This window comes from Streptomyces cacaoi (genome assembly GCF_006539165.1).
Lineage (GTDB): Bacteria > Actinomycetota > Actinomycetes > Streptomycetales > Streptomycetaceae > Streptomyces > Streptomyces cacaoi.
Window position 1 is genome coordinate 1 of record NZ_BJMM01000005.1, and the last position, 15,002, is coordinate 15,002.

The 15,002-nt window shown below is 74.1% G+C and carries 7 protein-coding genes and 1 pseudogene; 3 read left to right on the forward strand and 5 right to left on the reverse strand.

The annotated features are described in order from the left end of the window. Positions 1 to 72: 72 nt before the first annotated feature. Both SCA03_RS07340 and SCA03_RS07345 read left to right on the forward strand, forming a co-directional pair. Positions 73 to 1,854: pseudogene (locus SCA03_RS07340) on the forward strand (type I polyketide synthase); the annotation flags it as partial. A gap of 247 nt (positions 1,855 to 2,101) precedes the next feature. After that, entirely contained in the window at positions 2,102 to 2,878 is a 777-nt protein-coding gene (locus SCA03_RS07345; protein WP_086816704.1) for an aminotransferase class IV family protein, read from the forward strand. A gap of 67 nt (positions 2,879 to 2,945) precedes the next feature. On the opposite strand, the gene SCA03_RS07350 is transcribed toward SCA03_RS07345, so the two are convergent. The 5 genes from SCA03_RS07350 to SCA03_RS07370 all read right to left on the reverse strand — a co-directional run bounded on the left by SCA03_RS07350 (position 2,946) and on the right by SCA03_RS07370 (position 13,864). Beyond that, positions 2,946 to 8,414 (reverse strand): type I polyketide synthase, encoded by a 5,469-nt coding sequence (locus tag SCA03_RS07350; RefSeq protein WP_141275269.1) that lies wholly within the window; start codon positions 8,412 to 8,414, stop codon positions 2,946 to 2,948. Positions 8,415 to 8,426: 12 nt separating this feature from the next. Beyond that, positions 8,427 to 10,556 (reverse strand): aminodeoxychorismate synthase component I, encoded by a 2,130-nt coding sequence (gene pabB, locus SCA03_RS07355; protein ID WP_086816529.1) that lies wholly within the window; start codon positions 10,554 to 10,556, stop codon positions 8,427 to 8,429. Beyond that, entirely contained in the window at positions 10,556 to 11,317 is a 762-nt protein-coding gene (locus tag SCA03_RS07360; protein WP_086816528.1) for a thioesterase II family protein, read from the reverse strand. Before SCA03_RS07360 ends, pabB begins: the two co-directional genes overlap by 1 nt. Before the next feature lie 67 nt (positions 11,318 to 11,384). Next, entirely contained in the window at positions 11,385 to 12,476 is a 1,092-nt protein-coding gene (locus SCA03_RS07365; RefSeq protein ID WP_051856349.1) for a DegT/DnrJ/EryC1/StrS family aminotransferase, read from the reverse strand. A gap of 11 nt (positions 12,477 to 12,487) precedes the next feature. Then, positions 12,488 to 13,864, reverse strand: coding sequence for a glycosyltransferase (locus tag SCA03_RS07370; protein WP_086816526.1), 1,377 nt, complete (start codon positions 13,862 to 13,864; stop codon positions 12,488 to 12,490). A 236-nt stretch (positions 13,865 to 14,100) separates the two neighbouring features. Here SCA03_RS07370 and SCA03_RS07375 point away from each other — a divergent pair, with 236 nt between their 5' ends. Then, entirely contained in the window at positions 14,101 to 14,973 is an 873-nt protein-coding gene (locus SCA03_RS07375) for a N5-glutamine methyltransferase family protein (protein ID WP_158102321.1), read from the forward strand. Positions 14,974 to 15,002 lie beyond the last annotated feature (29 nt).

Below are 15,002 nucleotides of genomic sequence, written 5' to 3' on the forward strand. Positions count from 1 at the left end.
CCCGTCCACGCGGCGGCGGGCACCGAGGTGAGGAGGCCGGTCGAGGTCGGGCTGGAAGCCGGCGTGCTCGCGGCGCTGCCGGATGAGGAGGCGCCGGAGGCGGTGCTGGTGCGCGTGCCGTCGTACGTCGAGCAACCGGCTGGGGGAGCACATGAGTTGGCGGCTGCGGTGCTGGGTCTGGTGCAGTCGTGGGTGGCGGATGAGCGGTGGGCCGGGTCGCGGTTGGTGTTCGTGACGCGGGGCGCGACGTCGGGCGAGGATCTGGCGGGCGCGGCCGTGTGGGGCCTGGTGCGTTCCGCGCAGTCGGAGCATCCGGGACGGTTCGTCCTGGTGGACCTGGACCCGGACCCGGACGCGGAAGCCGACGCGGACGACGAGGCCACCCTGTTGGCTGCGGCGCTGGCCTCCGGTGAGCCTCAACTGCGGTCCCGCGAGGGCGCGTTGTCGGCTGCGCGGCTGGGCCGGGTGTCGGCTGATGCGCCCGGCGGGCCGGTGTGGTCGTCGCGGGGGCGGGTGCTGGTCACGGGTGGTACCGGTGGGCTGGGCCGGATCGTGGCCCGGCATCTGGTGGCGGAGCACGGGGTGCGGGGTCTGCTGCTGGTCAGCCGGAGTGGTCCGGCGGCTGAGGGCGCGGCGGAGTTGGTGTCGGAGCTGTCGGAGGGGTTCGGGGCGTCCGTCGCGGTGGAGGCGTGCGATGTCGCGGACGCCGCGACGGTCACCGAACTCGTCGACCGGTATGGGGACATCACGGCTGTCGTGCACACGGCCGGTGTGCTGGACGACGGCGTCGTGGAGTCGCTGGATGCCGAGCGGCTGGCGGCCGTGCTGCGGCCGAAGGTGGACGCAGCCTGGAACCTGCACGAGGCAACCCGCGGCCTCGACCTCGACGCGTTCGTCACCTTCTCCTCGGCGGCGGGCACCTTCGGAACCCCGGGCCAGGCCAACTACGCGGCGGCGAACGCCTTCCTGGACGCCCTGGCGCAGCATCGCCGGGCGCGGGGGCTGCCGGGCGCGTCGCTCGCCTGGGGCCCGTGGGCACAGGAAGCCGGTATGACCGGCACTCTGTCCGAGGAGGGCGGTCGGCGAATCGCCCGCAGCGGGATGCCCGAGCTGTCGCCCGAGGAAGGCGTGGCGCTGTTCGACGCGGCGCTGGCGTCGGCGGAGGCGGTCTCGCTGCCGCTCCGGCTGGACCTGGCGGCGTTCCGGGCGCGTGACGAGGTGCCCGCGCTGCTGAGCGGGCTGGTCCGGGTGCCGGGCCGCCGTACGGCGGCGGGCGGCGGGTCGGCCGCGGCTGCCGGGCTGGCCGAGCGGCTGTCCGGTCTCTCTCCGGCGGAAGGGCGGGAGGCCCTGCTGGAGGCCGTGCGGGCGGAGGTCGCCGCTGTCCTCGGGCATGCGGGCGCCGGCGCCGTGGACCCGGCGACGGCCTTCAAGGACCTCGGCTTCGACTCCCTCACGGCGATCGAGCTGCGGAACAGGCTGAGCAGCCTCACCGGCACCCGGCTGCCGGCCACGCTGCTCTTCGACTACCCGTCGGCCGATGAACTGGTCGACCATCTCTACGCGTTGCTGGCGCCGGAGGCTTCGCCCACGGGACCGGAGTCGCTCCTGGGCGAACTGGAGCGGCTGGAGCGGGCGTTCGGTGAGCTGGAGGTCACCGAGGAGACCCACCGGCAGATCGCGGGACGCCTGGAGGTGCTGAAGTCGAAGTGGAACGCGCTGCGCAGCGGTGCGGACGGGCCCGGAGGCGAGGCGGCGGGGACGGGCGACGGCTCCGAGTTCGACTTCACCGAAGCGTCCGACGAGGAGGTGTTCGAGCTGCTCGACAACGAACTGGGCCTCGGCGACGACAGGTGACGGGCCAGGAGGAACGGGAACGGGACGCCCGGCGGCCGCACGGTCGCCGGGCGCCCCGGCTCCAGCCATCGACGCCCCTACCGTCGCGGAAGCCCGCCGCCCACCGTCCCCGATCCGCTGACCGTCACCGCAGCCCGCCGCTCACCGTCCGTATCGGCCGATCGTCACGGCCGCCCGCCGCCCGTATCGGCCGACTACCCCGTCCCGCACTCACCGACGACCTCTCCCGCACCCCGAAGGCTGGATCATGGCTGAACTGAACGGGCTCCCCGTGGAATCCGATGTGCTGCTGCGTCTCGCGCTGACGAACTACGGGCACTTCACGACGATGCGCGTCGAGGACGGGCGGGTGCGGGGCCTCGGTCTGCATCTGGAGCGCCTCGTCCGGGACTGCCGGGCGGTGTTCGGCGCCGGACTGGACACCGAAGCGGTGCGGCGGTACGTCCGGCAGGCGGTGGCGGGGGAGAGCGGCCCCCGGATCGTCCGGGTCACCGTCCTGGACCCGGCCGTCGACCTGGGCCGCCCGGCCGCGGCGGACCAGCCGCAGGTGCTGGTCACCGTGCGGCCGGGGGCCGCCGTGCCGCAGTCCCCGCTGCGGGTGAAGTCCGTCCGCCACGAGCGCGAGGTGCCGGCCGTCAAGCACACGGGTCTGTTCGGGGCGCTCCACGCGCGGCGGGCCTGCCAGCTGGACGGCTACGACGACGCCCTGTTCGTCGGAGCGGACGGCAGGGTGTCGGAGGGCGGCACATGGAACATCGGCTTCATCCGGCGGGACGGCGTCGTCTGGCCCGAGGCCGAGGCGCTGCCCGGTGTGACCGCGGCCCTGCTGCGTCAGCGGGAGGCCGGTGCGGGAGCGCCGGTCACGTTGGACGAACTGCCGCAGATGCAGGCGGCGTTCGCGACGAACGCGGCGATCGGCGTGCGGGCCGTGTCCCACATCGACGAGGTGTCTCTGGACACCGGGCATCCGCTGCTCGCCCGCTTGCGGGAGGCGTATCTGGCCGTTCCCGGCGAGCGTCTGTAGGGCGGAGGCTACACAGCAGCGGGCCCCGGGGGCCGGCAGCCCCCGGGGCCCTTGTCCGGGCGGTGGGTCAGGACAGCGGTTCGCCGTCCACGAGGCGGAAGAGGTCCTCGTCGCTCGCCGCCGTGAGGTCGAGCTGCTGCGGTCGCTCCTCCGCGCCGCCTTCCGGGGCCGTGAGTGCCCGGAGCCGGGCGGAGGTCTCCGCGTCGAGGACGCCGCCGTCGGCGAGCCACTGCTCCAGCTCCGCCACGACGGTGGCCGCCTCCCGCGGCGGCCGGGCCGTGGTGGCGGGCGTGAGCCGGTCCCGCACCAGGCGGACGACGGCGGCCGGAGTGGGGTGGTCGAAGATCAGCGTGGCGGGCAGCGGTACCCCGGTGGCGGTCATCAGCCGGTTGCGCAGCTCGACGGCGTTCACCGAGTTGAGCCCCATGTCCTGGAAGGTGCGGTCGGCGTCGTCGTCGCGGTCCTCCCGGCCGCCGAGCACCGCATCGACCTCGGCGGTGACCAGGCCGAGCAGCAGTGCCTGCTGCTCCTCCTCGCCGAGCCCGGACAGGTCCGCCGACAGCCCCGACGGCCCTGGCAGTCCTGACGGCTCGGACGGCTCCGACAACATGGCCCCGGCGGGAGCCGCCGTGGCCGGGAGGCCGCTGCCGGTGCGTGCGGCGGCCGGGGTGCCGCCCGCGGAGGTCAGCCAGAACCGACGGCGCTGGAAGGGGTACGTCGGCAGCGGTACCGCCTCCGCCCCCGGGAGGACCGAGCGCCAGTCGACGGGCACTCCGCGTACGGCGAGCCGGGCGACGGCGGCACGCGCGCTGTGCACCTCGCTCTCCCCGGTGCGCAGGGCCGGTACGACGGCGGGGGCGGGGCGGGCACCGGGCGCCGCTTCGAGGCATTCGTCGACCATGGGGGTGAGCGCCGGGTCGGGGCCCAACTCAAGGAAGGCACAGGGGCGTTCACCGGTGAGTGCGTGGTCGACGGCGTCCTTGAACCGGACCGGGTCGCGCACCTGACGCACCCAGTGGCCGGGGTCGCGGGCCTCGTCCGCCGTGAGGGGACGGCCGGTCACGCCCGAGACGAGGGGAACGGTCGGCGCGGCGAAGTCCAGGGCGGCCACGGCGGCGCGGAAGTCGGCCAGCACCGGCTCCATCAGCGGGGAGTGGAAGGCGTGGCTCACCACGAGCCGGCGCGTCTTGTACCCGGCGGCGCCGAGGCTGTCGGCCAGCCTCGCGAGCGGCGCCTCGGCGCCCGACAGGACGACGGAGCGGGGCCCGTTGACCGCGGCGACGGACACCGCGTCCGCCTTGCCGTCGAGCCAGGGCAGTACCTCGTCCTCCGTGGCACGGACCGCCACCATGGCGCCGCCCGCCGGCTGCGCCGCCATCAGCCTGCTCCGCGCCGCGACCAGTGCGCAGGCGTCGCCCAGGCCGAGCACTCCGGACACATGGGCGGCGCTGATCTCACCGACCGAGTGCCCCACCAGGGCGCCCGGGTGCACACCCCAGGACGCGAAGAGCCGGTACAGGGCCACCTCGAAGGCGAACAGCGCCGGCTGGGCGCAGCCCGTACCGTCCAGCGCCGCGGCCTCCTCCGTGTCGGGGCCGGCCCACATCACGGAGGTCAGCGGGCGCTCCAGCAGCGGATCGAGGACCTCGCACACCTCGTGCAGGGCGTCAGCGAACACCGGTTCCGCCGCGGCCAGTTCGCGTCCCATGCCGGGCCGCTGGCTGCCCTGCCCGGTGAACACGAAGACCGGGGGCCCGCCCGTCGCACCGGGGCGGTCCCGTACGACGCCGGGGGCGCGCTCCCCGCGGCCCAGCGCGGCCGTGGCCGCCAGCAGCTGCTCGCGGGTGGCGCCGTCGACGACGGCCCGGTGCTCGTGCACAGCCCTGGTGGTGGCCAGCGCGTAGGCGAGGTCCCGTGCGGACAGGGAAGGTTCGGCCTCCGCGTACACGGCGAGCTGCCGTGCCCGGGCGTGCAGCGCGGCCTCGCTCCGGGCCGAGAGGATCCAGGGGGCCGCCCCGCCGCACCTGTCACCGCCGGTGTCCGCCCTGCCCGACCTGCCTGATGCACCTGCCCCCGGACGTGCCCCCGGATCTGCGTCTGGACCTGCCTTCGGCTCCGCCCCGGCCGCCGGCCGTGTCTCCGTTCCTGCCGCGTCCTGGGCGCCTTCCCCGTGTGCGGCGTCCGAGGGCACGGGGCGCGCGGACGGCGGCGGCGCCTCCTCCAGGATCACATGGGCGTTGGTCCCGCTGATGCCGAACGAGGACACGCCGGCCCGCCGCGGGCGCCCGCCACCCGGCCAGGCGCGGGCCTCGCCGAGCAGTTCCACGGAGCCCGCCGACCAGTCCACCTGCGAAGAGGGTGCAGCCACGTGCAGCGTCCTGGGCAGCATGCCGTGCTCCAGGGCCAGGACCATCTTCTGGACGCCCGTGACCCCGGCCGCCGCCTGGGTGTGGCCGATGTTCGACTTCACCGAGCCCAGCCACAGCGGCCCGCTCCCGGCACGGTCCCGGCCGTAGGTCGCCAGCAGCGCCTGTGCCTCGATGGGATCGCCCAGCGCGGTGCCCGTGCCGTGCCCCTCGACGGCGTCCACGTCGCCGGGCGCGAGCCGCGCGTCGGCCAACGCCTGCCGGATGACGCGGCGTTGAGCGGGACCGTGCGGCGCGGTCAGCCCGTTGGAGGCGCCGTCCTGGTTCACCGCCGAGCCGCGGACGAGGGCGAGGACGCGGTGCCCGTTGCGGCGCGCGTCCGAGAGCCGCTCCAGTACGAGCAGCCCGGCGCCTTCCGACCAGGCCGCCCCGTCGGCGGAGTCGGCGAACGACTTGCACCGGCCGTCGGGCGAGAGCCCGCGCAGCCGGGAGAACTCCACGAACGAGGCGGGCGTCGCCATCACGGCCACCCCGCCCGCCAGGGCCAGGGACGATTCGCCCGAGCGCAGGGACCGGCAGGCCAGGTGCACGGCGACGAGCGAGGAGGAGCAGGCGGTGTCCACCGTCAGCGCGGGGCCCTCGAAGCCGTAGGTGTGGGCGATCCGGCCGGACAGCGCGCTCCCCGCGGTGCCGATGCCCAACAGGCCCTCCAATTCCGGGAGTTCGGCGGTGCGACCGGTGCCGTAGTCGTGGTACATCGCCCCGGTGAAGACCCCGGTCCGGCTGCCCCGCCGGGTGCCCGGGTCGATGCCCGCGCGTTCGAAGGCTTCCCAGGACAGCTCCAGCAGCAGCCGCTGCTGCGGGTCGGTCGCCAGCGCCTCCCGGTCGGAGAGGCCGAAGAAGCCCGCGTCGAAGTCGCCGGCGTCGTGGAGGAATCCGCCCTCGCGGGCGTAGGAGGTGCCCGGCCGGTCCGGATCGTCGTCGAAGAGCGCGTCGAGGTCCCAGCCGCGGTCGGCCGGGAACCCGGAGATCGCGTCGGTTCCGTCCACGAGCAGACGCCACAGCTCCTCGGGGGAGGACACACCGCCCGGCAGCCGGCAGGCCATGCCGACGACGGCCACGGGGTCGTCGTCCTCCCGCACCGGCCCGGGCGCGGGCCCGTCGCCGGTGTGCCGCCCGTCCGGTTCGGCGGTCTCGTCCGTCTCCCCGGCCAGGAAGCGGGCGACGGCCTCCGGGGTGGGGTGGTCGAAGGCGAGGGTGGCCGCGAGGGGACGGCCCGTGGCGTCCTGGAGGGCGTTGCGCAGCCGGATCGCCCGCACCGAGTCGAGGCCCAGGGCGCGGAACGTGGCCCCGGGCGCGATGGCTTCCGGGGCCGCGGTGTCGGGCGCGACGGCGCTCGTGTCCGTGGCGTCGGCGCCGTCACCGCGGACCTTCGCCACCGCGGCACGGACCAGTTCCAGCGCCTCCTCGCGGGTCAGCGGGCGGGCCGGGCCGCTTCCGCCGTCCGGGCGCGGCAACAGGCCGCCGGAGGCGAGGAGTTGCTCCAGCGCCCGCCGGTGGATCTTGCCGGCCGGGGTGCGCGGCAGCTCCGGCACCGCCACCAGTTCCAGGGGGATCTTGTACTCGGCGACGCCGCGCCCGCGCAGGAACGCGGTCACCTCCTCCAGGCCGGTGGCCGGGTCGGCCTGTTCGGTGACGACCAGGCAGGGGTACTCGCCGAGCCGGGGGTCGGGACGGCCGAGCACGGCCAGCGGCCCCAGCTGCGGAAGTTCGGCCAACAGGCCCTGGATCTCGGTGGCGTTGAACTTCCGGCCGCCCACGTTGACGATCTCCGCGGCCCGGCCGTGGAACGTCACCCGGCCGTCGGCGCCGACCGAGGCGAGGTCCCCGGTGCGCAGCCAGCCGTCGTCGGTGACGGCGGAACGCGTCAGCTCCGGCTCGCCGAAGTAGCCCCGGAACATGCCCGGGCTGCGGTACTGGAGTTCCCCCGCCTCGTCGGCGGCGCACGCGGTTCCGTCCTCGGCCCGCACCCGCACCTGTGCGCCGCGGGTCGGCCGGCCCACGCTGCGGGCCGCGACACCGGCCTCGTCGTCGGCGCGGGTGCAGGTGCCGGTGCCCAGCTCGGACATGCCCCACACCACCACGACGGGACAGCCCAGGGCGGCACGTACGTCCGCGACCAGCGCACCCGGCACGGACGCGCCCGCCGTGCGCACCTCGTGCGGGCCGAACCCGGCGGGCTCGCCGGTCTCCGCGAGCCGGGCGACGACATCGTGCAGCTGCGCCGGCACCGCGAAGACGACGCGGGGACGGGCCTCTCGCGCCAGCCGGAGGAAACGGTCCGGGCCCCAGCTCGCCAGCAGGACCTGCCGGCTCGCGGCGAACAGCGCCGAGTGCATGGACTGGAGCCCGAACAGATGCGTGATCGGGCAGGCGGTGACGACCGTGCCGCCGAACGCCTCCGCCGCCTCGGCCGTCACATCCGCCGTGTTCGACAGCAGCCCGTCGTGCGTGTGCAGGCAGATCTTCGGCCGCGCGGACGTCGTACCGGACGACGGGACGAGCACGAACGGCGAACCGGGCGACACCTCCACCGGGCTCGGGGCGTGGCCCGCCCACCGCGCCGTCAGCGCCGCCAGCGCAACGGCCTCCCGTCCCGGCTCGGGAGGCGCCGCCTCCGGCGAGGGCGCTGCGTCGGCGGGCCCGGCCACGAGGACGGCCCGCAGCGACGGCAGCGACCGCAGCAGCGCGGGGGCCGCCAGCGGTCCGCCCTCCTCCGTGACACCGGCGCGCAGGACCACGAGCACCGGCTCCACCCGTGTCAGCAGGGCGTGCACATCGGCGCTGCCGTTGCCCTGGTGGACGGGCATCAGCACGGCGCCGACGGCGGCGACGGCGAGGTGGACGGTCTGCAACGCGAAGCAGTTGGGCAGTTGCACGGCCACGACGTCACCGGCGCCCACCCCGTACTCCTGAAGGCCCCGGGCCAGCGCGTCGACCTCCTTCTGCCACTGCCGCCAGGTCCAGGCGCGGTCGCCGTCGACGAGCGCCACCGCGTCGGGTGCGGCCTCGGCCGCCGTGCGGAAGACACCGGGCAGGGTGAAGCCGCCGAGCACCCCTTCGGTGTCGGCGGGCGGGGTGAACGAGTAGTCAGCTGTGCGGACGGACATCGGCACTCCTGGTCATCTGGCGGGTTCGCCGGCGTCGGCGGGCTCCCGCCCGGGGAACTCGGCGCCGAGCAGGGCGAGCAGCGGTGCGGCCTTCACGGCCGTTTCCTCGAACTCGGCCTCCGGGTCCGACAGCGCGATGATGGCGCCGCCCACCCCGTAGCGCAGGGCGCCGCCGTGCAGCACGACGGTGCGGATGACGATGCTCAGATCGGCGGCACCGGTCAGCGAGAAGTAGCCGATGGCACCGGAGTAGACGCCTCGCGGACCGCCTTCGAGCCGGTCGATGATCTGCATCGTCCTGATCTTCGGTGCGCCCGTCATGGACCCGCCGGGGAACGCGGACCGTACGCCGTCCACGGCGCTCCGGTCCGCCCGCAGCCGCGCCCGCACCGTGCTCACCAGCTGGTGCGTGGTGGCGTAGCTCTCGACGGCGAAGACGGGGTCGGCGACGACCGAGCCCACCTCGGCGCAGCGCCCCAGATCGTGCCGGACCAGATCCACGATCATCAGGTTCTCGGCGCGGTCCTTCTCGCAGGCGGCCAACTCCTCGGCGAGGTCCGCGTCCTGCTCGGGTGTCGCGCCGCGCGGCCGGGTGCCCTTGATGGGCTTGGACTCCAGCACACCGTCCCGGCCGATGCGCAGGAACCGCTCCGGGGAGGTGCTGAGCACGGACACCCCGGCGAAGTCGAGGAACGCGGCGAACGGCGCGGGACTGCTCCGGCGCAGGAAGCGGTACGCCTGCCAGGGGTCGGGGGCGGCGTCCGCCTCGATCATGTTGGTGAGGCAGACCTCGTAGGTCTCGCCCGCCCGGATCTCCTCCCGGCACTCCGCTATGAGCTTGAGGTAGGTGTCCCGGTCGTGGCGCAGCCGCACGGGGACGCTGCCGGGCGGCACGGGCGCCGCACAGGGACCGGCCGGCACGCCCGCCGCGGCGTCGAGAGCGCGGGCCGCGTCCGCCAGCCAGGCGCGGGCCGCCTCCTCGGCGCCGTCCTCCGCGAGGGCCAGCAGATGCGTGGCGCCGGTGCGGTGGTCGAGGACGAGGGCACGGTCGGCGAAGACCATGACGGCGTCGGGCTCGGCCGAGCGGTGCGCGGCCTCCCCGCCGCAGCCGGCCTTGAGCTCGTAGCCGAGGTAGCCGACCCAGCCCAGGGCGAAGTCGAACGGCAGCGGCGGTACCTCGGTCCGCACGGAGTCGAGATCCTCCGCCAGCCATGCCAAAAAGTCCCCCGGCACCGTCCGGGAGGCGCCGTTCTCCGTGACGGTGACGGTGCCGGCGGGCACATCGGCGCGTGCGACGCGGGCCAGCGGGCCGGACGCGGCGCCCATCACGGACAGCTGACCCAGCTCGGTGCCGGTGCGGCTGCTGTCGAGCCAGAAGGGGTGGTCGCCGGTGCGGAAGAGCCGGTCGAAGGCGACCTCGGCGTCCCACCGGGTCGGCAGCTCTTCGGCCAGCACCCGCAGCCGGCGGACGGGCCGTGTACCGGCGCCCGCAGCGGCGGAGCGCCCGGCCTCCCGGACGGTATGCCGGGGCGGCGGTGTGCGCCGGGCGCGGCCCGTGCGGTGTGCATGCTCCTCGGTCAGCCGGCGGAAGTTGGCCAGCAGCCGGTGCCCGTACCGGGTGCTGATGGACTCGGGGTGGAACTGCACGCCCCACAGCGGCAGTTCGCGGTGCCGCAGCGCCATGACGGTCCCGTCGGGTGCCCAGGCGGTGGCCTCCAGCGCGGGGGAGAGCGCGGTCACCGCGAGGGAGTGGTAGCGGACGGCTTCCAGCGGCGAGGGCAGCCCCGCGAACAGGCCGGTGCCGTCGTGGGTGACCGGGGAGATCCTGCCGTGCCGCGGTTCCGGTGCCGGGCCGACCCGGGCACCGTGCGCCAGCGCCATCCCCTGATGCCCCAGGCACACCCCGAGGACCGGGAGGGCACCGTCGGCGGCGATCCGCGCACAGCAGCCGAAGTCGGCCGGGCGGTGCGGGGTGCCGGGCCCCGGCGAGAGGACGACGTTGTCGAAGTCCTCCAGCAGCTCCGGCCGCCACGCCGGGTCGTCGTTGCGCAGGACCTCGGGTTCCTCGCCGTTGACCTCCGCCAGGTAGTGGAAGAGGTTGTAGGTGAACGAGTCGTAGTTGTCGACCAGCAGGGTACGCATCACAACTGTCCGAGTTCGCGGGAGATCAGCGAGATGACGGCCGCCTGCTGGCCCGTCAGGAAGAAGTGGCCGCCGGGCAGGACCTCCAGCCGGAAGGCGCCCTCGGTGTGCCGCCCCCATGCCTCCGCCTCGTCCAGCGTCGTACGCGGGTCCTCGTCGCCGGTCACCGCGGTGATCGGGCAGCGGACGCGGCGCTCCTCGTCACAGCGGTACTTCTCGATCGCCTCGTAGTCGCCGCGGATGGCCGGCAGCGCCATGCGCAGGACCTCCTCGTCGCCGAGCACCTTCTGGTCGGAGCCGTCGAGCAGCTTCAGTTCGGCGATGATGCCGTCGTCGTCGCGCCGGTGGACCGTCTCGGGGCGGTGGGTCGAGGGCGCCCGGCGGCCGGAGGCGACGAGCGCGCGGGGAGCCGCACCCGAGCCCTTCTGTTCGAGCCGCCACGCCGTCTCGAAGGCGAGCACGGCGCCCATGCTGTGCCCGAAGAACACCGTGGGCCGCTCGTCCAGTTCCAGGAGCTTGCCGGTGATCCTGTCGGCCAGCTCGGCGATGTCGGTCACGCAGGGCTCCCGACGGCGGTCCTGACGGCCCGGATACTGGAGGGCGACGACGTCGGCGCCGCCTGCGAACGCGGCCGACACGGGGTGGTAGAAGCTGGCCGATCCGCCGGCGTGCGGAAAGCAGACCAGCCGGGCGGCGCCGTCGGCCGCCGTCGGGTGGTAGCGCCGGAACCACAGGGCGAGGTCGTTGTCCATGCTGTGCAACAGCTCGGGTCCTTTCTGGGGAGCCGGACCCGCGGCGAGGCCCGCGGGTCCGGTGGTGCGGGGCCGCTCAGCCCCCGTGCGCTGCGACCGCCCGGCCGGACGGTGCCCTTGCGTAGAACTCACGGATCTTTCCCGCCACATACGCCTGGTCCTCCTCGGTGAGGGCGGTGTACGTGGGCAGATGGAGGCCGTCCTCGGAGAACCGGCCGGCGTTGAGGGAACGCCAGTCCGGGTGGAAGTAGGTGGGCTGGCGGCTCATCGGTTTGAAGAACAGCCGGGTCTCGATCGACGCCTCGGCGAGGAACGCCCGCAGCTCCTCGCGCTGCTGGGCCCGCACGTCGTACATCCACAGCACGTCGCGCGGCGGCATCAGCGTCAGGCCGGGGATGCCGGCCAGGAGCGTGTCGTAGCGCTTCTCGATGGTGCGCCGGGTGGCGAGGATCTCGTCCATGCGTTCCACCTGGGCCAGTGCCACGGCGGCCTGCATGCCGGTCATCCGGAAGTTGTAGGCCAGGTTCTTGTGCAGATAGCTGTGGTCGGCGGGGGTGGCCATCGCCCGCAGATGCGCCATCTGCCGTGCCAGCCGCGGGTCGTCGGTGAGGCAGACCCCGCCCTCGCCCGCGGTGACGGTCTTGTTGGCGAACAGGGAGAAGCAGGCGATGTCGCCCACCGGCCGCACGCCGTGCGCCTCGGCGGAGTCCTCGACGACCCGCAGGTTGTACTCGAAGGCCAGCTCCATGATCGTGGCCATGTCGCAGCGCCGGCCGTAGACATGGACGGGCATCACGGCCTTCGTCCGGGGGGTGATCTTCTTCTCGATCAGCTCCACATCGATGTCGAGATCGTCCCCGCAGTCGACGAAGACGGGCGTGGCGCCGGTGTACGTCACCGCCCACGCCGAGGTGATGAAGGTGAACTCCGGCACGATGACCTCGTCGCCCGGGCCGATGCCCAGCGCCCGCAGCGCCAGGGTGAGCGCGGCGGTGCCGGAGGAGCAGGCGACCCCGTGCACGGTGCCGTGGTAGGCGGCGAACGCCTCCTCGAACCGCTGGACGACGGGGCTCTGTGACGATATCCACCCGTCCCTGATCGTCTCGGTGACGTACTCGAGTTCGCGCCCGTCCAGCGCGGGACGGGAAGCGGGGTACTTGAACGACATGTCTTCTCCGCTCAGGACAGGCTCGGCAGGCCGAGGATCAGATCGGCGGCGGCTGCACGGCCGCCCGCGGCGCGTTGCAGCGCTCCCATCCGTGCCGCGTTCGCACGGAAGGAGGGTTCGGTCAGTACCCGGGTGAGCTTGTCGACGACGTCGTCGACGACGATGTCGCCCGGGTCGTCGAGGGTGAGGCTCACCCCGCGGTCCCGACCGCGTACGGCCTGGTCGTAGCAGTCCACCCACAGCGGCCGGACGACCAGGGGCTTGTCGAAGTAGAGCCCCTCGTGGAAGCCGTTGCCGCCGCCGTGTGTGAAGAACACCCGCACGTGGGGGTGGGCGAGGACGTCCAGTTGGGAGGGCACCCAGCTCTCGATGCGCAGATTGCCCGGCAGCGACTCGGCCGGCGGCAGCAGATGCTGCTGTTCGGCGGGGAGCTTCCACAGCACCTGGTGCTCACCGTCGAGCCTGCGGGCCACCTCCACCAGCGCGTGCACCTGCTGCCGGGTCAGCCGGGTGACGGTGCCGAAGCCCATGTAGACGACGGACGACTGGGCGTCGAGCCACGCGCGCACGGGATCGTCGCCCGAGGTCTGCGGCAGCGGCGGCAGCAGCGCACCCACGAGCCGCATCTTCTCCGGGATCTCCAGCGGGTACTCCAGCTCCGCCACGGAGGTGCACAGGACCAGCTCGGCCTTCTCGATCCGCGTCATCGGCGTGGGCGGCGGCAGCTTCAGCTCCTTGCGGATACGGGAGTCCTCCGCCAGCACCTTGCCCATCGACGGGGTCAGGAACATGCCCAGTGTGCGGAATTTGAACAGCTCGTTGGCCAGGCGCTGCGCCGGCGTCATCGGGTGCGGCAGTCCCGAGTGCGGGACGGGGAAGCTGCGCGGCGCGTAGCCCTTGGCGAACGGATGGTGCGGGACGAGCACGTTGCTGGGCAGGTACGGCACGCTCAGCACGAACGGGATCTCCCGGGCCACGGCCAGATCCACGGCGAAGCCGCTCGTGCAGTCGACGACCATCAGCGCGGGACGCACCTTCTCGACGATCTCCTCCAGGCGCCGGAACTTCTCCGCCTGGATCGCGGGCCGGTAGGACTGCTTGATGATGGCGCGGTGCGCCCGGAAGCGGGAGGAGTGGGTGACCTCCCGGTAGACGTCCTCGGGCCAGGTGCCGGCGGACAGTTCGGGGGCCACCTCGCCGAGCGAGGCGAACTCCACCGGTGCGCCCGTGGCGACCCGCCGGACGTCCTCGGCACCGGGCTCGTCGGTGGCGAACCACAGGTCCTCCACGCCCTGCCGGGACAGCTCGCCGGCCAGCACGAGCAGGGGGTTCAGCAGTCCGCTCTCCGGAAGACTCGCGAACAGGATCGGCCGTCGGGCGGGGTCCATGGGGTGCCTTTCATCGGTGGCCGGCAGATCGGGGACACGCGTCCCCGGGGCGGTGCACGAGCCGCCCCGCACTGTGATCTCACGCCGGGCACCGGGGAATTCCTTAGACCTGTCGCGCCTGGCCACCGCGGCCGGGCCCGGGAGGGCCGGTACGGGCGGGAAGTCTGGGCACTCACCTAGCCGTTCCCGGCACACGCTGGCTCCCGGCCGTGACCCAGGAGAAGGCAGGGAGTCGAGTGACACTCAAGACACTGATCGAGGAAGCCGCCGCAACGCTGTCGCGGGGCGGCGACGCCGACGCACAGCACGACGCCGAGCGGCTCGCCGCACGGGTGCTCGGTGTCGACGTCGCCGCGCTGCCGTTCGACACCGTGCCCGGTGACCGGGCGGTGTGGAAGTTCCGGAAGCTGGTGGCCAGGAGGGCCGACGGCGTCCCGCTGGGCCACCTCACCGGCACAGCCGTGTTCTGCGGGCTCGAACTGGCCGTCGGGCCGGGCGTGTTCGTGCCGCGTGTGCACAGCGAAGCCGTTCTGGAGCGCGGGCTGAGCGCCGTGGCGGAGGTCACCGCGCCGGTCGTCGCCGATCTGTGCGCCGGATCGGGAGCGCTGGCGCTGGCGGCCGCCCACCGCCGGCCCGACGCCCGGGTGCACGCCGTCGAGTTCGATCCGATCGCCGCCGGCTTCGCCCGCCGCAACAGCGCGCGCCGTGCCGAGCTGGGGGACACCCCCGTCACCGTGCACGAGCAGGACCTCACCCGGCCCGGAGTGCTCGACGAGCTGACCGGCCGGGTGGACCTGGTGCTGGCCAACCCGCCGTTCATGCCGGAGGAGAGCCGCGATCTGCCCGCCGAGTTCAGCAGGCACCAGCCCCGGCAGGCCATCTACGCCGGCCCGGACGGACTGCGCCTGGTGCGGGCCACCCTCCAGGTGGCGGTCGGGCTGCTGCGTCCCGGCGGCACGCTGGTGGTGGAGCACGGGCATCTGCACGGGGAGACGGTCCCGGAACTGCTGAGCGGCAGCGGCTTCGAGGAGATATCCGGCCACCCCGACCACGACGGCTGGCCGCTCTTCTCGGCCGCCCGCAAGTCCGCCGCGGCACCACCGGACTGAGCCTCGGACCGAGCCGGAGACGGACGCGG